Here is a 22,529-nt window from a genome sequence, read left to right as displayed (position 1 = left end):
AGTTTCCTAAAGTTCTCTTTTTGTTATTTGCCTTTGGATACATCTCCAATGTCTATCTCTACGCCAAATGCTTGTGACGATGTAGGTTTGGTGATTTTCAAAGTATTCATAGGTTAATATGAAGGTCTTCTTGCTTATTCTTTCTGGGTTGAACTGAGAGATTCCAATTTGCTGAGGTTTTTTCTCAATTAATCTTTGGCTCTTATCGAGTATTATGCCGTCAGATTGTATTTCTTTAAAGGTTCTGTCAAGAAGTTTATCAAGCTCAAAACCATTTAAGATTTTTTCTTCCATAGCAAGTAAATCAAGGGCTATGTAGCTGTCTCTTTCTTCTTCTTCAAGATACGATGGTTCAACATGAACATCGACATCAAATACTTCAAATTGAGTCTTGAGTATATTTTCAATCTCTTCGGTTGCTTGGTGACTTTCGAAAACTGACATATCAGGACTCATATCGACAACGACATCTAGAAAGACGTTACTTCCATATGTACGACCACGGATATTCTTGATTTCTTCTATTTCTCTTATTCCTGTGAGGGCTTTTTTATATTCTTCGATTTTTTCTTCATCAAAGCCATCTGACAAGCTAAAGGCACTTTCTGAGAAGATATCATAGGCTGTTTTGAAGATGAAAATCGTGATCACAACGGCCATAAGGCGGTCAATCCAAGTAAGATTGAAGGATGCAGCTACGATAGCAATAGATGTAGCAATTGATGTTACCGCATCACTTAGGTTATCTTTTGCAGCACTCATGAGTCCAGGGGATTTAACTTTTTGAGCAAGTCCAGCATTATAGCGATAAATTCCGAACATGATTATTGCTGAGAATATACCAACTATTGCACCCACAGGATCGACTGCAGTTTTTTCGTTATTAATAATGTCAATAATCGTCTGACGCAAAACAACAAAACCAACAGCGAACATAATGAAACTAGTAATTAAACTAGCAACACTTTCAACTTTCCAATGACCATAGGCATGATCATCATCTGCAGGACGTCTTGCCATACGTATTCCAGCAAGAACGGCTATATTTCCTATGATGTCCGTGATGTTGTTAAACCCGTCAGCTCGTAAACTTTCAGAGTTTGTGAGGTTTGCGACAGCAATCTTAATAATTGAGAGAACTACATAGGCAATGATGCTAATCAAAGCACCGCGCTCAGCCATTTTGAGCTCTTTAATTCTAGAATTGTTCATCCCTCCATTTTATCACAAAAAATTTAATACACAAGAAAAATATTTACTTAATATTTTTTAGGTTAACTTAAAAAATTTTATAATTTATTTCCTACTCTAATTTTATAAAATTATAACTTCAATTCAGAACCTTTTAATTGACTTTTAGGTTCAGAGGAGTAAAATCTATTTGTTAGTTAAAAAATAGATGAACTAAATACTTTAAGGAAAGGAAGCATATGTCAAAAGAAAGCCAAGATCTGTTTAGGATATTTATGAAGATTATCAGAAAACCTAATGTTGCTAAAGCGGTACATGGTATCAATGATGGTAGACGAATAAGGCAAGATGGTAGTCAACGTGGAGCGCGAGGTTTGTTGTTCTTTTTAAATGATAAATCAAATGGTCTGACGAACTCTGAGATTGCTGAAACTTTGGATATTAAACCTTCAAGTGTAACTGCGATGGTTAAACAACTTGAACAAGAAGATTTAATTTTTCGAGTCAGTGATGAACAAGACAAAAGAATAAATAGAATATATATTTCAGATGAAGGAAGAAAAATGGTATCTGAGAGAATTAATATCATGGACACTGCTTCAGAAGAATTATTTTCATCCTTAACAATTAAGGAACAAAGTGAGCTACTCAGATTGTTAAAAAAACTTGATGCAGCAAATGCTGATGGTTCAAATGAGTTTTTCTCAATGTGTAAGAGTAGTATATTTGGTGCTCCCTTGCAAAAAGATGAAAAATAATGTTATTTAGGTCTAAAGGTAGTGGACATTTTTGATTCGAAAATGTACAATAGTAAAGCTGCTCTCTTGACGAGGTAATTAAAAGAGTGTTATTTATTAAAAAAATGAAAAGGAGAAAAGAATGCTTTTCCAGTTTATTAAAAAGTATAAGTGGTATGCACTTGCTTCTCTTGTAATGATTGGCTTAGTAGTAGCTTCAAGTTTACTACAACCTCAATATTTACAAGATGTATTGACAGCGGTAATGCAAGATGACAAAAACAAAATCAAAGAAGTTGGTGTTTGGTTAGTCGGAATTGCAGTTATGGGTCTAGTTGCAGGTCTTATTAATACCATTCTTGCTGCTAAGATTGCTCAAGGAGTATCTGCTGATATCCGTGAAGCAACCTTCAAAAAAATTCAACAATTCTCATATGCAAATGTAGAAGAATTCAATGCTGGTAATTTGGTAGTTCGTATGACAAATGACGTTAACCAAGTTCAAAACTTGACAATGATGATATTCCAAGTACTACTACGTGTTCCTATTTTATTCGTGGGATCATTTATCCTTGCTGTAAGAACTCTACCAAGATTATGGTGGTTAATTGTTCTTCTGGTAGTGTTAATTGTAGTAATCACTGGTCTTGCAATGTCTAAAATGGGACCACATTTCTCAGCTTTCCAAAAATTGTTAGATAAATCTAATACGATTGCTAAGGAAAACCTTCGTGGTGCTCGTGTAGTTAAATCTTTTGTTCAAGAAGAATCTCAAGAAGAAAAATTTGATGCTGTAAGTGATGAGTTACTTGGTCATAACTTGGCAGTTGGTAACTTATTCTCAACAATGATTCCAGCCTTTACTCTGGTCAGCCAACTTACAATTTTCGGAGCTATCTATATGGTTTCAACATTTATCGTTGATGATCCAACAGCATTAGGTGGTGTTGCTTCATTTATGACTTATATGGGACAAATTATGTTTGCTATCATCATGGGTGGTATGATGTCTATGATGGCAAGTCGTGCATTTATCTCACTTCGTCGTATTAAAGAAGTTCTTGATACAGAACCTGCTATGCAATTTAAAGATGTCCCAGATGTAGAGCTTAATGGTTCAATCAAATTTGATGATGTAACATTTGTTTATCCAAATGATGATAAACCTACTCTTAAGAATGTGACATTTGAAATTAAACCTGGTCAAATGGTTGGTATCGTGGGAGCTACTGGTTCAGGTAAAACTACTTTAGCACAATTAATACCAAGACTTTTTGATCCAACAGAAGGTATGGTTGAAGTGGGAGGACGCGATTTACGTGATTTAAGTCGTGGTACACTTAAGAAAAACATTTCTATTGTTCTCCAAAAAGCTATCCTTTTCTCAGGTACAGTTGCTGACAACCTTAAACAGGGGAAACCGGATGCTAATTTGGACGACTTGAAACATGCAAGTGAAATCTCTCAAGCTAAGGAATTTATTGAGAAGATGCCCGATAACTATGATTCAGAGGTTGAAGAACGTGGTGCAAACTTCTCTGGTGGACAAAAACAACGTATGAGTATTGCGCGTGGTGTTATTAAGGATCCTAAAGTTTTAATTCTTGACGATTCAACATCTGCTCTTGATGCTAAGAGTGAAAAACTAGTTCAACAAGCTTTGAATGAAGATCTTAAAGATACAACTAAAGTTATTATTGCCCAAAAGATTTCTTCTGTTGTCCATGCTGATACTATTCTTGTTCTGGATGAAGGCAGATTAATTGGTCAAGGTACTCATAAAGAGTTGATTCAAAATAATGATGTTTATCGTGAAATTTACGAAACTCAGAAAGGAAGTGATGAATAATGGGAGAATATAGAAAAGCTATAAAATTCTTTTGGCAATATTTTAAGAAATTTAAACTTTCATTTATTGTTATCATCCTAGCTATAATCGCTTCTACATATTTACAAGTTAAGGCTCCAGTCTTTCTTGGTCAAGCACTTACTAGCTTAGGTGAATGGTTGGGAGAATATATGAAAGCTAAAGGAGTTGCTGATGCAACTGGTGCAGCTTTTGTTAGTCCAAGTAAACAACCTTTCTATGATGTAATGGTTAAGTTATTCTTAGCTTATGTCTTTACTACAGTAGCAAACTTAATATACTCACTACTATTTAATAGGGTAGTAAGTTATTCAACAAATGAAATGCGTAAAGGTTTATTTGGTAAACTAGAACGTTTGACAATTTCATTCTTTGACCGTCATAAAGATGGTGACATCTTGAGTCGTTTTACAAGTGACTTAGATAATATTCAAAATTCACTTAACCAATCAGTATCACAAGTTGCAACAAACTTTGCTTTATTTATTGGTTTACTAATTATGATGTTCCGTCAAAATGTAAGTCTTGCATGGCTTACAATTGCTTCAACTCCAGTAGCTATTATCCTTGCGATTTTCGTAATCCGTCAAGCTAAAAAATATACTGACATTCAACAAAATGAAGTTGGTAAATTAAATGCTTATATGGATGAAACTATTTCAGGTCAAAAAGCTATCATCGTTGAAGGACTTCAAGATGATGTGGTTAAAGGTTTTGAAGTACATAACGAAAACGTTAAAGGTGCTACATTTAAAGCTCGTGTATTTGGTGGTATGTTATTCCCAATGATGAATGGTATCAGCTTGATTAATACTGCGGTAGTAATCTTTGTTGGTTCAACGATTGCTCTTAATGACTCATCATTATCACGCGCAGCAGCGCTTGGTTTAGTAGTAACATTTGTTCAATATTCACAACAATATTACCAACCAATCATGCAAATTTCTTCAAGCTTTACAGAACTTCAAATGGCAATTACTGGTGCTCGTCGTTTACAAGAAATGTTTGATGAACCTGATGAAATTCGCCCTGATAATGGAGTTAAATTTGAAGAAATTAAATCTGGAGTAGCAATCAAGGACATTGATTTCTCTTACACACCAGGAAAACAAATCTTAAAAGATGTTTCAATTGATGTTAATAAGGGTCAAATGGTTGCTCTTGTAGGCCCAACAGGTTCTGGTAAGACAACAATCATGAACCTTATGAATCGTTTCTATGATGTTGACTCTGGTTCAATTAAGTTTGATGGAACTGACATTCGTGAAATGGATCTTGATAGCCTTCGCTCAAATGTTGGTATCGTACTTCAAGACTCAGTATTATTCTCTGGTACAATCCGTGATAATATCAAATTTGGTAAACCAGATGCTACTGATGAAGAAGTAATTACTGCAGCCAAGACTACTCACATTCATGACTTCATTGAGAGTCTTCCTGATAAATATGATACTGTTGTTGATGATGAACAAAACATCTTCTCAACAGGTCAAAAACAACTTATTTCAATTGCACGTACTATCCTTACAAATCCTGAATTACTAATTCTTGATGAAGCAACAAGTAACGTAGATACAGTAACTGAAAGTAAAATTCAACAAGCTATGGAGGCAGCAATTGCTGGACGTACAAGTTTCGTAATTGCCCATAGACTTAAAACAATCCTTAATGCAGATAAAATCGTCGTATTACGTGACGGTAAAGTTATCGAGGAAGGAAGCCATAAAGAACTCCTTAACCAAAAAGGATTCTATGCAGAACTTTATCATAACCAATTTGTATTTGAATAAAATAAAGCTAGACCCTTTTATGATAAGGTGTCTAGCTCTTTTTGTTTGTAATTAATTTATAAAAGGGGCAGAAAGGGAAACTTATTATAAAATATAGAATTTATATTTTATAATTTTTTCATATTTTTTTAGACATTATAATGAGGAAATTGAAGAAAATGGGCTGATTTTAAAGGATATGGTCAGACTCTCAATGGATATTTAAGTTGAAATTTCAAAAGAACACAATAGATACACATAAATTGGTATAGTTTAATTCTACATAATTGTAATGAAAGCGTTTTTTATTTATAATAAATTTAAGAGAATACGTATTATTAATAGGAGGCTTTATTGAATAAAATAACAAGTAGAATAAAAATAGGGAGTGTTGGCTTTTATGCAGCAAAAATAGGAATTGGTACAACTTTAGCAATTTTTATAGCTATGTTTATGAAATTAGAATATGCTAGTTCAGCAGGAATTATAACATTATTATCAATTGTACCAACTAAGATGGATACATGGAGACTCTGTCTTGATAGAATAATTACTTTTATAGCAACTGTATTTTTAGCATGGATTGCACTTTTTATAACTGATTATAATTGGATAGCTTTTGGTATTGTTTTAACCATTGTAACTTTTGGTCTTGCAATTAATAATTTACAGGCAACTTTATCAGTAAATGCTGTTTTTTTAACGCACATGATGTCAGCCAAGCAATTGACGTGGCCATCAATTTGGAATGAGTTTTGGTTACTGATTATCGGTATTGTAATTGCGATTATAATCAATCATGTTCAAGATTTTTCAGCCCAGAAGAAAAGATTGGATGCTGGAATACTAGATGTTGAGATTGAATTTAAAAGAATTTTTGCTAAATTGAAAAATTACCTATCAAGTGAGGATACTGATGAAATGCATGTATGGGATGATGTAATTGCACTAGAAGAAAAACTTACACCTTATCAGACAATGGCTCATCAATATCAACAAAATCGTTTACCAGTAAAAGATGATTTCTATGTAAATTATTTTGAAATGCGATTACAACAAGTTAATATTCTTCACAATCTTCACTATGAGATTAAAAAATTACGTAAAAATCCACATGAAGCTCAAATTGTTGCTGATTATTTGGAAACTATACATACTTATTTTTCCGATAGAGAAGAACCAAAAATTCAACTTGAAAAATTGGGTCAATATTTACAACAATTAGAAAAAGAAGAACTTCCAAAAACTCATGATGAATTTGCTGCAAGAGCACGCATGTATCACATATTGATGGATCTAGAAGATTTTATCATCCTTAAGAAACGTTTTATAAAAAATAATAGAATATGAGCTTGAAGAGCTATAGAAAGCACCGACTTATGATTAGGTGCTTTTTACTTTGTAAAATTGTATAATAGATATAGATATTTAATATTAGAAGTAGAAGGTATTAGTTTTGAAAATTTTATATACAGGTGGCGGTTCGGCTGGTCACGTTACATTAAATTTGCAGTTGATGGATTTATATAAAGAAGATGGTTGGGAGCAATATTATATTGGTTCTGAAAAAGGAATCGAAAGAGAGATGCTTGCCAAATATCCAGATGTCAAATATTATCCAATTTCAACTGGTAAATTAAGACGTTATTTTTCAATGGAGAACTTTACTGATGTCTTTAAAATCACAAAAGGTATTGGTCAGGCTCGAAAAATAATTAAAGAAGTTAAACCGGATTTCATTTTTTCTAAGGGTGGCTTTGTATCAGTTCCTGTAGTTATTGGTGCTAAGATGAATAAGGTACCAGTTATTATTCATGAGTCAGATAAATCAATTGGTTTAGCCAATAAGATATCTTCAAAATTTGCGACAAAGATGTTATCAACATTTGATATAGCAGGTCATGATGGGGTTCAAAAGGTTGGAGCTGTAATTAACTCGAACTCAATTAAACCATTTGAATTACCCGATGATTTTGATGCCAATAAAGAAACTCTACTATTTTGGGGTGGAAGCCTTGGAGCCAAAAACATCAATAATTTAGTAGCTGAAAATCTTGATAAGTTGCTTGAAAAATATAATGTTATTCACCAAACTGGTAGTGTTGATAAATATGAAGCAAAACCTGGATACTACCCGTTTGAGTTTGTTGACGGTGGAATGCTTGGCATAATTGCAGCATCGGACATAGTTATAGCACGTGCTGGAAGCAACTCAATTTTTGAAATTCTTTACTCAAAGAAACCAAATATTTTAGTTCCTCTATCTCTTGCTTCAAGTCGTGGTGACCAAATCCAAAATGCCAACTATTTTAAAGAAAAAGGATATTCAGAAGTTATAGATGATGAAGAATTTACCTATGATAATTTAGTAGAGAAGCTTGCAGTGCTTGAAAAAGAAAAAGATCAAATGATAAGTAAAATGGCAGAAACTGATGAAATAATTTCTATCAATGAATTTTATAATCTACTTAATACCCTATATTAAGCACACAAATACCTACCTTAGTGGGTATTTTTTGATTATAGGAAAATAAATTAGGAAATAAAAAAAGCAAACCACAATTTCAATTAGCTTGAAAAATGTTTGCTTAAAGATTTAAAATTCTACAATTTTTGTACCATGAACATAGTTAGTACCAGTTTGATGGGCAAGTTCTTCAGCATTATTATAGGTTACCCCGCCACCAATGATAATATCAATTCGACCGTCAGCATATTCAACCATCTCTTTGATTTTATCAATATTTAATGGCTTATCTAATGGTCCACCATGAGCTAAGATTTTTTCGACACCTTCATCGATTAAATAATCCATAGCAGGTTTCCAATCTTCAATTTCATCAAAAGCCATGTGGAAGGTAATTTGGAGCCCTTGGCTTGCAATTAGAAGAGTTTCCATAGTTTCTTTATCAATATTATTATCTTCAGTTAGAGCACCCATGACAAGAGCAGTTGCCCCAGCTTCAGCTGCCTTCAAGATATCTTCTTCCATAATTTTAACTTCAGTACTATTATAGACAAAGTTACCACTACGGGGACGAATGATGACTGCTAGAGGAATATTATCGTCCTTTGTATAGATGGCAGCCTCTTTAATTACTCCATAACTCGGAGTAGTGCCACCAACAGCTAAATTATCGCAAAGCTCAATACGTGTAGCTCCTGCTATAATTGCTTTAGGGATATCAGTGAAATTCTCAGCACAAAATTCTTTGATAATCATCATTATTTACCTCATTTATTCTATTCAGAAATTTATCATACAATATTTTTGTAAATTTGTAAAAAAGATAAGATTTGTTTAGTAACCCTATTTTTTGGTATATGGTATACAGTATATAGAACACTTTACAATTATCTATATCAGTTATAAGCTCAAAAAGCTTGCTACTAGATAGTTTACTTGATAAAATTAAAAATATCACAAATAGTTCTTTACTTAAAATATTGGAGGATAAATGAGAAAGAATTCTGTCAAACAGTTAACTATTGTTGCTTTATTAATTGCAATGGGAATTGTAATACCAATGATTATGCCACGTATTACGATTGGACCAGCATCATTTACATTAGCAAGTCATGTACCACTTTTTATTGCTATGTTCTTTTCACCAGGCGTAGCAATTGCAGTGGCACTTGGAACGGCATTTGGCTTCTTCATCACTTCACCATTCATTATTGCATTGAGAGCATTATCGCATCTAGTTTTTGCAATTCTTGGTTCAGTATATTTACAAAAGAAACCTGAAACAGTGTTGAGTAATAAAAAATTTCAAATTTACAACTTTGTAATTGCAATAATCCACACAGTCTGTGAAATTGCAGTTGTAGCCATCTTCTTCTTAAGTGGTCAAGGCGTTACACCAAACAATTTTGGAATTCTATTATTAATCATGGGTCTAGGTGGTGTTGTCCATAGCTTAATTGACTATAATATAGCTTATTTTATCGCTAAACCACTAAGTAATATCTTTGAAATTCCAGTATTTGCTAAGGCGAAAGAAAAAAGTAAACTTAAGTAATATAATTAAAAGGAGCAGAGATGCTTCTTTTTTATAATTTTTAATAAAGGAAAAGTTCAAGATAAAATACATCATCTTGAACTTAAATACTAATATTAGAATTTTAATTGATCATTGAAGAAGTGTGCAACATAATCTACTGCGGGATTAATATATTCTTCTTTATCATAAAGATCCACATGAGTAGCTCCTTCAGCAATATAATAGTCGCGTTTTACAGATGCTGTAGCTTTTTCATAGAGTTCGTCTGTAAGGAATTTAGTATCTGCTTCTGATCCTGCTACAACAAGAAGTGGTTGTGTAAGAAGGGTATCTACTAAATGAAGAGTGTCATATTGGAAAATTTCTTGCATACTACGTTGTAATAAGAAATCTGGAGCAGTTGGATACATCGCACGTGGAGTACGGTAATAGTCAGAAGCTTCACGAGCATATACAGGTGTATCTTCTGTAATTTCATCTCTTGTATAAGGAACATAATTAATAAATGTAGATGTTTTTGAATTTGCATCTTTTGAACGAGCAAGTGATGCGGCTTCTAGAGCTTGAATTTGTGATTCAACTGATACAGCATGATCTAGACCTTCGCGGAATAAGATACCAATATTTACTAAGCTCACAGCGCCAACTGCTTTGATACGACGGTCTACTGTCGCCGCAGTGACAGAATAACCAGCACCTGCACATATACCAAATGCTGCGATATTATTCATATCAACAAATGATAAAGTAGATAAGTAGTCAATTGCAACACTGACATCTTCAATTCGAGCTGATGGACTTTCTAATAAGCGTGGATATCCACCGCTTTCTCCTTGAAATGAGGCATCAAATGCGATAGTTAAAAACCCATGCTCAGCTAACTTACGAGCATAAAGACCTGCTGCCTGTTCTTTTACTCCACCACCTGGATGAGAAACAACTATTGTTTTATATGTGTTATTTTCATTGAAATTTTCTGGATAGTAAATAATTCCAGACATGTCATAATATGAATTTGGGAAAAGTACTTTTTCTGATTTAATCATTTTTGTCTCCTGATTTAATTTAATAATAATATTATTGAGATAATCAATATTTCAATATATTTATAATAAACGAACGTTCATTTATTGTCAAAGAAAATGACTTTCTTTAATAATAAAAAACTAGCATAAAATTCTATTAGATAGAAATAGAATTCCAGGCTAGTTCAATAAGTATATTTATAACCGCTTTTTTTGGTCTTTCGTCAGAGTTAAACTGCTCTTTAAAATAAGCTGACAATGGTTGAAAAATTGGTAAGAATAATATTTTTGTATCAATATCTTTAATAACTTGTTCACTAATCCCTTTTTTTAATACTTTCTCCATGGGATAGAAGTATTGGTTAGTTTGGTCTAGTATTTCGCTTGAAAGTATAGGCATATTTTGCAATTGCTCTACAAATAGAAAACGACTTTTGTTATCTTGAATATATTGGCTGAACTTTTTCATTATATTTACAAAATTTTCATGTACAGTTTGTTGATTGTCAATTTTTACAAAGATATAATCACTCATTTCTTTTTTTACAGATAAATATAGCTTGTTAATAAGATCTTCCTTATTCTCAAAATAAATGTAAATTGTAGCTGGAGATACACCTGCCCCTTTAGCTATTTTACTAATTGAAGTTTGGTGGAGACCTTCATCAATAATAAGCTGAAGTGTAGCTTCATATATATTTTCTAATTTTTTTTCATCTTTTATTCTCATATGTTAATAATAAATGAAGATTCATTTAAAGTCAAAAAATTTTATCTATATTAATCTGACAAACTTGTAAGGTTACCTTGTGAAATTGTAAGTTTTTATGGCCTTATATAATTTATAATTATTTCTTAGTTACTAGAAATAGAGGAGATTTTATAAATGAAAACAAATTATAAAGGAATCACTGGAACCCAGCTAAAATTAATCGGAGTTTTTCTTATGGTTCTTGATCACATACACCAGATGTTCTATTATGCTGGTGCTCCAATGATACTAACAATGCTTGGTCGCCTAGTCTTACCTATCTTTTTATTTATGCTTGCTGAAGGTTTTCATTACACGCGCAATAAGCACAAGTACCTAGCACGTCTTTTTATTGCTCATGTCATAATGATGATTATGACCCAAATAATTACCAGAATTTTTCCGCTTGATACAGTTATTCTTATGAATGGAATTTTTGGGACAATGTTCCTTGGAGCTTTGACAATGTTTGCTTATGATAAGTTTCGTGAGTGTAGATACTTATTGGGTACAGGACTCTTAGTTTTACCAGTAGTTCCAGCAGCTGTAGGTATGCTTTTAAGCAATAGCCACCCAATGTTAGCAGCAACAATCATGATTGATATCCCGAATTATTTAGCAGTTGAAGGTGGATTTGTTAGCGTCTTTTTAGCTCTTGGACTATATATATTTAGGGAAAAAAGATCAATTCAGTACCTTCTGATTGCGATAGTTGCTTTGATATCTACGAATTTTCAGTTTAATAGTACATTATTGACTGAAAACGTTCAATGGATGATGGTATTTTCTATAATTCCAATTTCATTTTACAATGGTCAAAGAGGGAAGGGATCAAAATACTTTTTCTATATATTCTACCCAGCTCATATCTATATCCTTTATATCCTTTCATACTTATATACGAATTATTTTATGTAAATTCAACAATTCTAATAAAAAGTAGATATATAAAATAATCCTCCGTTATTATATTTTAATAGCGGAGGATTATTTTGACTTCATGTTGTGTTTGCAATCATAATAGTATCCTGAAAGAGACACTGTCAATTTGACTATATATTAACCCATATTATTATTTATTCAAAATAGGCTTAAAGGCATATCCATCTTGGTAATTAATTATATTACCGATAGATGGAATCGAGAAGTGAGTACCAGCAATAATAGTATCATCATCAGCGAATGTCTTAGAAAATTCTATACGAGTATCTTCAGATTGTTTCTTATCAAAATCCGCAATATTACACCATTCAGGATGAGCTAACTGACATGGATGATGGAAAGCATCACCCGTAATAACAAATTTCTCTTTTCCAGTATCAAAAATTACACTTATATGAGCAATTGTATGGCCTGGAGTAGGAAAAACACTAATCCCGTCGCCTAAATAAGCATCTTCATCAATAAAGTTTACAAGTCCTGCATCTATAATTGGTTGAACTGAGTCTTTTATAGCATTTCCTTGTCCATCACCGATTGAGTGAAGTCCTGGATCTTCCTTCCAGAAGTCATATTCTTTTTTAGCAAAGTGATACTTGGCATTGGGAAATGTTGGAACCCATCCTGTTTCAGTTTTATAGGTATTCCAACCAATATGATCCATATGTAAGTGTGTGCATAAAACATCTGTGACTTTATTTCTGTCAATTCCAATATTCTCAAGAGTTTCAAGAAAATCAGTTTGAAGGTTTGTCCAGTCCGGCGATTCTGTACGTTCTTTATCATTACCAATGCAAGTATCAACAACTATTATGCGATCATCTTTTTTTACTATGATTGACTGAGAGACAGCATTTAAAGTTCCATCAGCATTTATATGTGGATAATCTAACCATTCAATTTCTTTTACTTTATCTGGCGTAGCATCAGGAAAAAGTTGCCCAACTGGATTTCCAATTTGAATTTCTACTACTTGAAATACATCAATATCTCCTATTTTAGAATGAACTGTTTGTAATGTCATAAAATACCTCTATTTTTTATAAATATTTTCCAAAGAATTCAGATAGTTTATTAACAGCTTTAGAAACTGCCTCAGGTTGATCATATAATTCATAGTGAGTAGTTTCTGGCACAATATATAACTCTTTTTCATCAGCTTTAGTAGCAGACTTATAGTACACATCATAAGCGAGACGGTATGATCCAAATTGTCCAGGTATACCACCAGCAATCATAAGTAATGGTTGGGTAAGAAGTTTATCAATCATGTGTAATGGATCATAGCCTAGCATGTATGCCATACTTGTATAACGAACTTTGTTTGGAGAGTATTTATCTTGTCCGCGTGGAGTGGTATAGTAGTCAACGGCTTGAACGATATCTACATCAGTAATTCCCATTTCCTTAACAGCTTCATTAGAAGTTGGGTAGTAATTAACTAATAGAGGTTCAGCTCCTTGAGCTTCAGCTGTTCTTTGTTCACCCATTTGTTCTAAAACTTCAATTAGCTTTTCATCCGGTCCGAAAGATTCACGGTAAGCACCACCAGAACTACCAGCTACTACACCAGCAACTGCTTTGATACGATGGTCAACTTTGGCAGCGTTGATTGTATATCCACCACCTGCACAAATACCCATTGCCCCAACTTTGTTTTGGTCAACATATGGAAGTGATACTAAGTAGTCAACAGCAAAGCTAACATCTTCTGTACGAGCATATGGATCTTCCAAAAATCTTGGTTCCCCTTCACTTTGTCCTTGGTATGAAGCATCAAAAACTAGAGCTAAGAATCCCTTTTTAGCAAGTTCTTCAGCATAGATACTTGAAGTTTGGTTCATATCTGCACTTGTTGGATGAGAAATAATGATAGCAGGATTTTTTTTGCTTTCATCGAAATTTTCTGGGAAGAATAAGCGTCCCGCTAAGTTAAAGTGTCTTGCTTTGAATTTTACGTCTTTTTTATTAATTGTCATTTTACTAATCTCCTTTATAAAATAAAACCCAGAAAAATTTATGTAGTTTTTCTGGGTATTGCATACCACAATCGTTATAATTTAATTATTTAGCTGCTCTTCTAAGAATTTAGAAGCGTAGTCAACGATTGGATCAATGAATTTTTCTTTATCATAAAGGTCAACGTGAGTTGCTCCTTCAGCAACGTAGTAGTCGCGTTTTGAAGATGCTGTTGCTTTATTATAAAGTTCATCTGTAAGGAATTTAGTATCTGCTTCTGAACCTGCAATAACAAGAAGTGGTTGAGTAAGAAGTGTATCTACTAAATGAAGTGAATCATATTGGAAGATTTCTTGCATACTCTTTTGAAGTAAGAAATCTGGAGATGTTGGGTACATTGCACGAGGTGTACGGTAGTAATCAGAAGCTTCACGTGCATATGTAGGAGTTTGATCTGTAATCTCGTCTTTTGTATAAGGTACATAGTTGATGTAAGTAGATGAATCAGAGTTCGCATCTTTTGAACGTGCGAGAGATGCAGCTTCAAGAGCTTGAATTTGAGATTCTACTGGAATAACATGATCTAATCCTTCGCGGAATAAGATACCAATATTTACAAGACTTACTGTCACTAAAGCTTTAATACGACGTTCAACAGTTGTAGCAGTTACTGAATATCCAGCACCTGCACATACTCCGAAAGCAGCAATATTATCCATGTCAACGAATGGTAAAGTTGATAGATAATCAATTGTTACGCTGATATCTTCAACACGAGCAGAAGGACTTTCAAGTAGACGAGGATATCCTCCAGATTCTCCTTGGAATGATGAGTCAAAAGCGATTGTTAAAAATCCTTGTTCTGCAAATTTACGTGCATATAAACCTGCAGTTTGTTCTTTTACTCCTCCTCCAGGATGAGATACGACAATAGTTTTATATTTTTTTGAAGCATCAAAATTGTCTGGGTAAAACATTAATGCTGACATTTCATAGTAAGCGTTTGGGTATAAGATTTTTTCAGTTGTAGTCATTATGTTATCCTCCGATAAAAATGGCATATATTATATATTTAATGCATGCTTGGTTCTTAGTTACAAATATATAATATCACAAACTTATGCTCGTAAACCAACTAAAAGCTTGGTATAACAGCGTATTGTTAAATGCTAACATTGTGAAAAAGTAGTTGTAACAATAAAAGTTAAGTGAATATCTTTAGTTGCTTGTTAATAGAGCCTCTTAATATTAATAAAAAAACAATTGAAAAAAGCAATTAAATATGTATTAAAAACATGAATTTTCAAAAATAACAAAATTTCTACGAACAAAATTTTTAGATTAAAATCTAAAATGTCTTTTGCTTGAATAATATAGTTTGATACAGTAGTATTTAGTTATTAATTATTTTTTTGGAGGAATTTATGAACAAAGGACGCGTTGAAGCCTTTACGGATGCTGTTGTAGCAATTATTATGACCATTATGGTTTTGGAGTTTAAAACACCGGAAGAACCAACACTTGAAGCACTTTTCAGTGAAGCACCATATCTGTTTGCTTATATAGTTTCATTTGTATTCATCTGTGTTGCTTGGTACAATCATCATTATATGTTTGCTTTGGCTGATAGAATTTCGAAAAGAACATTTTGGATAAATAATTTTTGGATGTTTACAATGTCTCTTTTACCTATGGCAGCTGCTTGGGCTGGTAATTCTATAGATGATAGAGTACCAGAATACTTTTACATAGTTATCTTCTTTTTATGGAGTTTAGCATATCTATTCTTAACAAAATCCATTGCTAAAGATTTAGATGTAACAAGTCCAGAAAAAGCAGCGAAGATTAGAAGTATGCCACCATACAAATTTATGACTAGTATATTATTCCCAATTGCTATTATTGTAGCTACAGTAGCTGTTTATTTCTTCCCACCATCAGGATTATTACTAACTTTCTTAGAATTAATCTATATGGCGTTCAATACTACGCCTGATAGTGATCGAATTGAAGGTATGGAATAGATAAAAAATAAGTTATCAATTGATAACTTATTTTTTTACATTAAAAATTCGGTTGGAGCAACACACGCTGCGGTATTTATTATTTTAACAATTTCTTCGGGGTTTTCTTTTACTCCATTTAGAATCCAGTATTCAAGGATTGATACAACACTTGATAGCATAATTTCATAAGCATACCCATCTGGCATTTTAAACTTATTGAAGTTTAAAACACCAATTTTTTTTGCTCGTTCTTGTAAAATATCAACCATGATTTCTTTAAACTTAGGAATAAGTTTTGAATTTCCACCTTCTGAAATCAAACCATGAATCATTTCAAAATTGTCTTTAGCATAAGTGGCGGCATGAAGTATGGAATCATTGGAAAAGAGTTGAACATTTTCTTTTTCAGTATAATCTACAGGTTTAATAATTTTTGGTCCTGATTCATCAAAATAACTTTTTAAATTACCCAAAATCTCATCTTCAACTTCATTAAGTAGATCATACTTGTCAGTGTAGTGGGAATAAAATGTACCTCTATTAACGTCTGCTGTACGAGTGATGTCACTTACAGTTATCTTTTCAAAACCTTTTTCGTTTAGTAATTTGGCAAAGGCTTTTTTTATATCTTTTTTTGATCTTGTTTTTCTTTGTGCGACCATAACATTTCCTTTTTTTAAAAAAATAATTTTTTTCTTGCTTTATTGATATATATATTATACAATGATTTTAAAATTAAATCAACACGTTGTTCAAATAGATGCGGAAGTGACATTCTGCTTATATTTTTTAAATCAATTAAGTCAACACGTTGTTCAAATAGGAAGAAGGATATATAAATGGCATATATTGAAATGATAGATTCTACTAAGTCTTACAAAACAGGTTCAACTACTGTTAATGCTAACAAGGACATTAACTTTGCAATTGAAAAAGGAGAGTTAGTAATTATTCTAGGAAGTTCTGGTGCAGGAAAATCAACAGTATTAAATATTTTAGGCGGAATGGATACTAATGATAGTGGCCAAGTGTTAATTGATGGTAAAGATATTTCAAATTATACATCTAAAGAGTTAACAACCTATAGAAGGTATGATGTTGGTTTCGTATTCCAGTTCTATAATTTGGTATCAAACCTAACAGCCAAAGAAAATGTAGAGCTTGCTTCAGAAATTGTTGAAAATGCTATGTCCCCTGAAAAAGCATTAGAAGATGTTGGACTAGGTCAAAGAATGGATAACTTCCCAGCACAGCTTTCTGGTGGTGAGCAACAACGTGTAGCTATTGCGCGTGCAGTTGCTAAAAACCCCAAGATTCTTTTATGTGATGAGCCAACAGGAGCCCTTGACTATAATACTGGTAAACAAGTTCTACAGATCCTGCAAGATAAAAGTCACATAGATGGAGCAACAGTAATCATAGTTACCCATAATGGAATGATTGCACCGATTGCTGATAGGGTTATTCGAATGCACGATGGACAAGTTAAATCAATTGAGGTCAATGAAAATCCACAAAATATTGTTGATATTGAGTGGTAAGGCAGGAGATAATAATATTATGAGTAAAAAAATATTAAATAAGGATATTAGGCAATCTATTTTAAAATCAAAAGGTCGATTCTTTTCAATCTTTGCCTTGATTTTACTTGGCGTTTTTGCTTTTACAGGGCTTAAAATATCGGGGCCAAATCTTAGACAAACTGCTGAGACATTTTATAAGGAAACAAATTTAGCTGATGTTGAAGTAATGTCAAATTATGGTTTAAATGATGAAGATAAAAAAATAATAGATTCTTCTGATGGCTTGGATAAGGCAGAATTTGGATATTTTACAGATGTCCTCCTCAAAAATACAAAGACTTCTTTCAGAATTTTTTCCAAACCTGATAATATTTCAAAATATGAAATAGTTGAAGGTAATCTACCTAAGTCTGATGAAGAAATAGCTCTCGATTATCTTTATAAGGATGACTATAAAATTGATCAAGAAATAGAATTTACAAGTGATAAAAATGTTCTAAAGAAAACAAAGTTTAAAATTTCTGGCTTCGTAAAATCTAGTGAGTATACTTCGAAAACAAGTCTAGGAACAACTGATATAGGAACTGGACAGCTAAATTCTTATGGAGTAGTTATACCAAGTGTATTTGATTCGGAAGTTTACATGATTGCTCGACTTAAGTACAAGGACACTGAAAGTCTTTCAGCCTATAGCAAGAAATACTCAAACCGCGTGGAAACACACAAGGATGAATTACAGGACCGTTTGGATACTCAAAAAGATAGTCGATTAAAAGCTATTAAGGCAGAGCCTCAAAGCAAAATTGATGATGGTCGAGCTAAAATTGAAAGCTCTAAAAAAGAAATCAGCAATCAAGAAGCAAAAATTAAAGAGCAAGAAAATCAATTATCACAAGCAGAAAAAGCAGGTATGTCAGTACCTGACCAACAAAAAGTACAATTAAATGATGCTAAAAAGAAGATTGTAGATGCTAAATCGGAAGTTTCAGATAAGGAAAAAGATTTAAAAGAAAAGCAATCAGAACTTGATGGACTTTCTGAACCAGTATATCTTGTTAGTGAACGTTCTGATAACAGAGCATACAAAACATATTTGGAAAACTCTAAGCGAGTAGACATTTTATCAAATGTTTTTCCAGTTTTCTTATTTGCCATTGCAGCACTTGTATCACTCACAACAATGACACGTTTTATTGAAGAAGAGAGGATAAATTCAGGAACATTCCGAGCACTAGGCTACAGTAAAGCTGATGTTAGTCGTAAGTTTGTTGTTTATGGATTAGTCTCAGGACTTCTTGGAGCAATTGCAGGAGCAGCTCTTGGATATACCTTGCTTCCAACAGTAATTTTTAAAGCATATACAGCAGCAACAACCTTTGATAAATCAATCTTAACATTCTCTTGGAAGTACACCTTAATTGCATTCGTCATAGCCCTTGCTTGTACAGTATTATCAAGCTTATTCATCTTATGGCGTGAGTTAAAAGAACTTCCAGTAAGTCTCTTACAACCGAAACCACCAAAAGCCGGTTCTAAAATACTACTAGAGTACATAACTCCAATATGGAATAGAATGTCATTCACCCATAAGGTAACAGCCCGGAATATCTTCCGTTACAAGTCTAGAATGTTTATGACAATCTTTGGGGTAGCTGGTTGTACAGCCCTGTTGATTACAGGCTTTGGTATTCGCGATTCCCTAGATGGTATTTCGAGCAAACAATATGATGAGCTTATCAAATATGACTTAGTCGAAGTCCAAAAAGATGATGCGACAAATAAAGAAAATGAAGAAATCAATAAAATTTTATCTTCTGAACAAGTGAAAAGTCATGAGCCAGTTCGTTTTGAACAAGTTACAAAAATAGCTAAAAATGAAGGTAAACAGACAATTAACCTAATTGCAACTCAGGACACCAAGAATTTTAAAGACTTTGTTAATTTGCGAAATCGTGAAAGTCATTCGCAAATAGAATTAACAGATGATGGAGTAGTTATATCCGAGAAATTTGCTAAACTTTTTGACCTGAAAGTAGGAGATAAATTTAAAGTAGAAACATCTAAGGAAACTTCAGATGGTAAAGAAGTAGAACTAAAAGTTTCTGCTATTACTGAAATGTATATGGGACACTTTATATTTATGGATTCTAAGAATTATCAAGCGACTTTTGGTAAGGATTTTAAAGACAACTCAAATTTGGTAATTTTGAAGAATGGTGATGCTAAAGGAGTTGAAAAATTTTCTAGTCAACTTATTGATACCGAAGGTGTTGCTCTAATTCAGCAAAACCTTGATGCCAAGAGTGTTATTGATAATGTCATGGAGGGCTTGAATAGTGTAATCCTTGTCTTGATAATATGTGCAATTTTGCTTGCGGTAGTGGTTATATATAATCTTACAAATATTAATGTTAGTGAACGTATTAGAGAGCTTTCAACTATCAAGGTACTCGGATTTTATGATAAAGAAGTTACACTATATATCTACCGTGAAACAATTATCCTCTCAGTACTTGGTATTGTTGTTGGTTGGTTCCTTGGAGCTTCCCTTCATGGTTTCATAATCTCATCACTTCCACCAGAAGATGCCATGTTTAATCCAGTATTGAATTGGGCTAACTACCTAATCTCAGCAGCAATCACTCTAGGAATAACAGCCGTAATAAGCGTAGTTATCCATAATAAAATAAAAAATGTTAACATGCTGGATGCCCTAAAATCAGTAGAATGACCTTTGGAGTAGTAAGGAATAATTCGAAAGAATTATGAACACGTATATCGTGAAAATCCTAAGCTTATCTATATTGATAATTTAAAGAAAATTTTAGATTATGCTCAGTATGTTGATGATAATTATCTTTATGAGGCACTTTATCATTTATATGAGGGGCTGTTCGAAGATAATGGCGGTATTCCGCAAATTCCAGATTATGAATAACTATTTGAGGCAAAATTATATTGTCTTAAATAGTTTTTTTGTCTTTTAAAGCTTGGGATATAAGCATTTAGGAGGTGTAGAGTCTTGTTTTTAGGATTGTAGATTTTCACAATTTAAAAAAACGAATAAAAAACTTGCTATACTTTTAAAAAAAGTAAGAGAGAGGTATTTAAATGAATCTAAGACAGCTTTGGAATGATATTCCTAAATGGAAGTTCTTATTATTATTTATAGCCATGATTGGAGCTGGTTTTGATGGGATAATTATGTCACAGGTGTTTTCATCAGTATCAAAATTCTCAAAAAATTCTACCCTAAACCAGGTTACGATTTTTATTATTTATAGCATTGGATTTTATATTTTAATTGAACTTTCAGCTCTCATTAAGTCACTTTTACAAAATGATATTTTGAAGAACTTGAATGAAGAATATAAAATGAAGGTTATAAAGTCCTTAGCAGCAAAAGAAGTAGAAAATAGGGATGTAGCTCAGTCAATATCAACTCTAACAATTGATTTGAAACTCATAGAAGATAAATACTTCTCGCTAATCTTTAACTGTACTTATTATTTTATTCTTGGTCTAATTTCAATGATTTATCTTCTTTATCTGAGTCCATCCATAGCTCTGTTATTCATAGTATTTTCTTTTTTACCCATGTTACCATCGATGGTATTTGGTAAGTATTTAAAAACTGCGACAGATGATTATACTGCTGCAAACACAAACTTTATACGGAACATTAAGGATTTGTTCCAAGGGTATTCAGTTATTGAAACTTATGGGGCTTTTTCAACCTTCTTTAGAAGGTCACAAGATTCAGTCGAAAATTTGGAGACGAAATCGCAAGTAATGAGTAACCGTCACGCTATCGTCGGAATATTTTCATCAGTTTTCTCTTGGTTCAGTTACATGTTCCCTCTCGCTGTGGCTTTAATATTTGTAATTAATGGGAAACTTGAGGCGAACACAGTTATAGCACTTCTACTTGCGAGCGACCGAGTAATTTATCCCTTTAGAAATGTTTCTGAGTATTTGAGGATAATAAAATCAACTGAGAGTACAAGAGAAAATATCGCAAGTCTTATTGTGAATAGTGACGTTGAAAAATTGGAGAACAGTCTTGCAGATACTATGATTGCTCCTGAGATTGTCATAGAAGACCTTAGCTTTGGTTATAATGGCGAGGAAAAACTATTTTCAGATATAAATATAAATATTTCTTATGGAGAAAAAGTATTAATAACTGGTAAATCTGGAAGTGGGAAGTCAACAGTCCTTGATTTGATACAAAGAGTACTAATGCCAAATTCTGGTGACATTTATATGATTGATGAGGGGAGAAAGATTAATAATCAAGCCCAAGCAATGGCAAGAATTCAACAAGCACCATATTACTTTGAGCTTTCGCTTAGGGATAACCTGATAATGGAGTTAGAGGGTGTAAGTGATGAAGTACTTTTTGATATTTTAAATAAGTTAGGTCTACTTGAAGAATTAGGACAAAGCTGTTTAAGTGAGAATTATGGAGAGAACGGCGCTCTATTATCAGGTGGACAAAAACAGAGAATAGAAATTGCGTGTGCTTTGATACACGATAAGAAAATATTATTAGTTGATGAAGGAACTTCATCAGTTGATAAAAAATCGTCTAAAAAAATTCGAGATATTTTCTTTAAATCTGATATGACTGTAATAGAAGTAGCCCACCATTATGATGAGGATAGGAAAAATAATTACGATAGTCAGATTGAAATTTCTGATAAGCATTTAACAATGGATAAAATTTGAAAAGTTATAGCAAGTTCATTAGAGCTT

At 32.8% G+C, this 22,529-nt stretch carries 19 protein-coding genes; 11 read left to right on the top strand and 8 right to left on the bottom strand.

Annotated features, from left to right (window positions below; all coding sequences use genetic code 11):
* Positions 1-6: 6 nt before the first annotated feature.
* Complete coding sequence (locus tag BG262_RS07845; RefSeq protein WP_070788338.1) at positions 7-1,212, bottom strand: cation diffusion facilitator family transporter; 1,206 nt, start codon at positions 1,210-1,212, stop codon at positions 7-9.
* 218 nt (positions 1,213-1,430) lie between these two features.
* Here BG262_RS07845 and BG262_RS07840 point away from each other — a divergent pair, with 218 nt between their 5' ends.
* The 5 genes from BG262_RS07840 to murG all read left to right on the top strand — a co-directional run bounded on the left by BG262_RS07840 (position 1,431) and on the right by murG (position 8,049).
* The gene (locus BG262_RS07840) at positions 1,431-1,949 is read left to right on the top strand and encodes a MarR family winged helix-turn-helix transcriptional regulator (RefSeq protein WP_070788337.1); all 519 of its coding nucleotides are present in this window, start codon (positions 1,431-1,433) and stop codon (positions 1,947-1,949) included.
* Positions 1,950-2,070: 121 nt separating this feature from the next.
* The gene (locus tag BG262_RS07835) at positions 2,071-3,777 is read left to right on the top strand and encodes an ABC transporter ATP-binding protein (RefSeq protein ID WP_070788336.1); all 1,707 of its coding nucleotides are present in this window, start codon (positions 2,071-2,073) and stop codon (positions 3,775-3,777) included.
* Positions 3,777-5,585 carry an ABC transporter ATP-binding protein gene (locus BG262_RS07830; protein ID WP_070788335.1) on the top strand — a complete coding sequence of 603 codons (1,809 nt, stop codon included), beginning with the start codon at positions 3,777-3,779 and terminating at the stop codon, positions 5,583-5,585. Before BG262_RS07835 ends, BG262_RS07830 begins: the two co-directional genes overlap by 1 nt.
* Positions 5,586-5,918: 333 nt before the next feature.
* Entirely contained in the window at positions 5,919-6,914 is a 996-nt protein-coding gene (locus BG262_RS07825) for an aromatic acid exporter family protein (RefSeq protein WP_070788334.1), read from the top strand.
* A gap of 106 nt (positions 6,915-7,020) precedes the next feature.
* Positions 7,021-8,049 carry an undecaprenyldiphospho-muramoylpentapeptide beta-N-acetylglucosaminyltransferase gene (gene murG, locus BG262_RS07820; protein ID WP_070788333.1) on the top strand — a complete coding sequence of 343 codons (1,029 nt, stop codon included), beginning with the start codon at positions 7,021-7,023 and terminating at the stop codon, positions 8,047-8,049.
* Positions 8,050-8,160: 111 nt separating this feature from the next.
* On the opposite strand, the gene BG262_RS07815 is transcribed toward murG, so the two are convergent.
* Positions 8,161-8,787 (bottom strand): copper homeostasis protein CutC, encoded by a 627-nt coding sequence (locus tag BG262_RS07815; RefSeq protein ID WP_070788443.1) that lies wholly within the window; start codon positions 8,785-8,787, stop codon positions 8,161-8,163.
* 235 nt (positions 8,788-9,022) lie between these two features.
* On the opposite strand from BG262_RS07815, the gene BG262_RS07810 reads away from it, so the two are divergent.
* Complete coding sequence (locus BG262_RS07810; protein ID WP_070788332.1) at positions 9,023-9,586, top strand: hypothetical protein; 564 nt, start codon at positions 9,023-9,025, stop codon at positions 9,584-9,586.
* Positions 9,587-9,681: 95 nt separating this feature from the next.
* On the opposite strand, the gene BG262_RS07805 is transcribed toward BG262_RS07810, so the two are convergent.
* Complete coding sequence (locus BG262_RS07805) at positions 9,682-10,614, bottom strand: alpha/beta hydrolase (protein ID WP_070788331.1); 933 nt, start codon at positions 10,612-10,614, stop codon at positions 9,682-9,684.
* 136 nt (positions 10,615-10,750) lie between these two features.
* Entirely contained in the window at positions 10,751-11,323 is a 573-nt protein-coding gene (locus BG262_RS07800; protein ID WP_070788330.1) for a TetR/AcrR family transcriptional regulator, read from the bottom strand.
* Between the two features lie 156 nt (positions 11,324-11,479).
* Here BG262_RS07800 and BG262_RS07795 point away from each other — a divergent pair, with 156 nt between their 5' ends.
* Positions 11,480-12,262 carry a TraX family protein gene (locus tag BG262_RS07795; RefSeq protein ID WP_070788329.1) on the top strand — a complete coding sequence of 261 codons (783 nt, stop codon included), beginning with the start codon at positions 11,480-11,482 and terminating at the stop codon, positions 12,260-12,262.
* 154 nt (positions 12,263-12,416) lie between these two features.
* Here BG262_RS07795 and BG262_RS07790 read toward each other — a convergent pair whose 3' ends face one another.
* The 3 genes from BG262_RS07790 to BG262_RS07780 all read right to left on the bottom strand — a co-directional run bounded on the left by BG262_RS07790 (position 12,417) and on the right by BG262_RS07780 (position 15,276).
* Positions 12,417-13,307: an MBL fold metallo-hydrolase gene (locus BG262_RS07790; protein ID WP_070788328.1), complete on the bottom strand. Its 891-nt coding sequence runs from the start codon at positions 13,305-13,307 to the stop codon at positions 12,417-12,419.
* A 16-nt stretch (positions 13,308-13,323) separates the two neighbouring features.
* Positions 13,324-14,262, bottom strand: a complete 939-nt coding sequence (locus tag BG262_RS07785) for an alpha/beta hydrolase (RefSeq protein ID WP_070788327.1) — start codon at positions 14,260-14,262, stop codon at positions 13,324-13,326.
* Between the two features lie 81 nt (positions 14,263-14,343).
* A complete protein-coding gene (locus BG262_RS07780; protein ID WP_070788326.1) occupies positions 14,344-15,276 on the bottom strand; it encodes an alpha/beta hydrolase in 933 nt (310 codons plus the stop codon).
* A 390-nt stretch (positions 15,277-15,666) separates the two neighbouring features.
* Here BG262_RS07780 and BG262_RS07775 point away from each other — a divergent pair, with 390 nt between their 5' ends.
* Positions 15,667-16,266, top strand: coding sequence for a TMEM175 family protein (locus BG262_RS07775; protein WP_070788325.1), 600 nt, complete (start codon positions 15,667-15,669; stop codon positions 16,264-16,266).
* A gap of 35 nt (positions 16,267-16,301) precedes the next feature.
* Here the strand turns inward: BG262_RS07775 and BG262_RS07770 are convergent, their stop codons facing one another.
* Positions 16,302-16,910, bottom strand: coding sequence for a TetR/AcrR family transcriptional regulator (locus BG262_RS07770; protein WP_070788324.1), 609 nt, complete (start codon positions 16,908-16,910; stop codon positions 16,302-16,304).
* A gap of 177 nt (positions 16,911-17,087) precedes the next feature.
* Here BG262_RS07770 and BG262_RS07765 point away from each other — a divergent pair, with 177 nt between their 5' ends.
* From BG262_RS07765 to BG262_RS07755, 3 genes are all read left to right on the top strand, one after another.
* Positions 17,088-17,789: an ABC transporter ATP-binding protein gene (locus tag BG262_RS07765; RefSeq protein ID WP_070788323.1), complete on the top strand. Its 702-nt coding sequence runs from the start codon at positions 17,088-17,090 to the stop codon at positions 17,787-17,789.
* Positions 17,790-17,808: 19 nt separating this feature from the next.
* Positions 17,809-20,502: an ABC transporter permease gene (locus BG262_RS07760; RefSeq protein ID WP_070788442.1), complete on the top strand. Its 2,694-nt coding sequence runs from the start codon at positions 17,809-17,811 to the stop codon at positions 20,500-20,502.
* Between the two features lie 380 nt (positions 20,503-20,882).
* Entirely contained in the window at positions 20,883-22,502 is a 1,620-nt protein-coding gene (locus tag BG262_RS07755) for an ATP-binding cassette domain-containing protein (protein WP_070788322.1), read from the top strand.
* Positions 22,503-22,529: the final 27 nt, after the last annotated feature.

The sequence above is a fragment of the Floricoccus penangensis genome (genome assembly GCF_001832885.1).
GTDB lineage: Bacteria > Bacillota > Bacilli > Lactobacillales > Streptococcaceae > Floricoccus > Floricoccus penangensis.
This window is presented reverse-complemented; position numbering and strand designations above follow the sequence as displayed.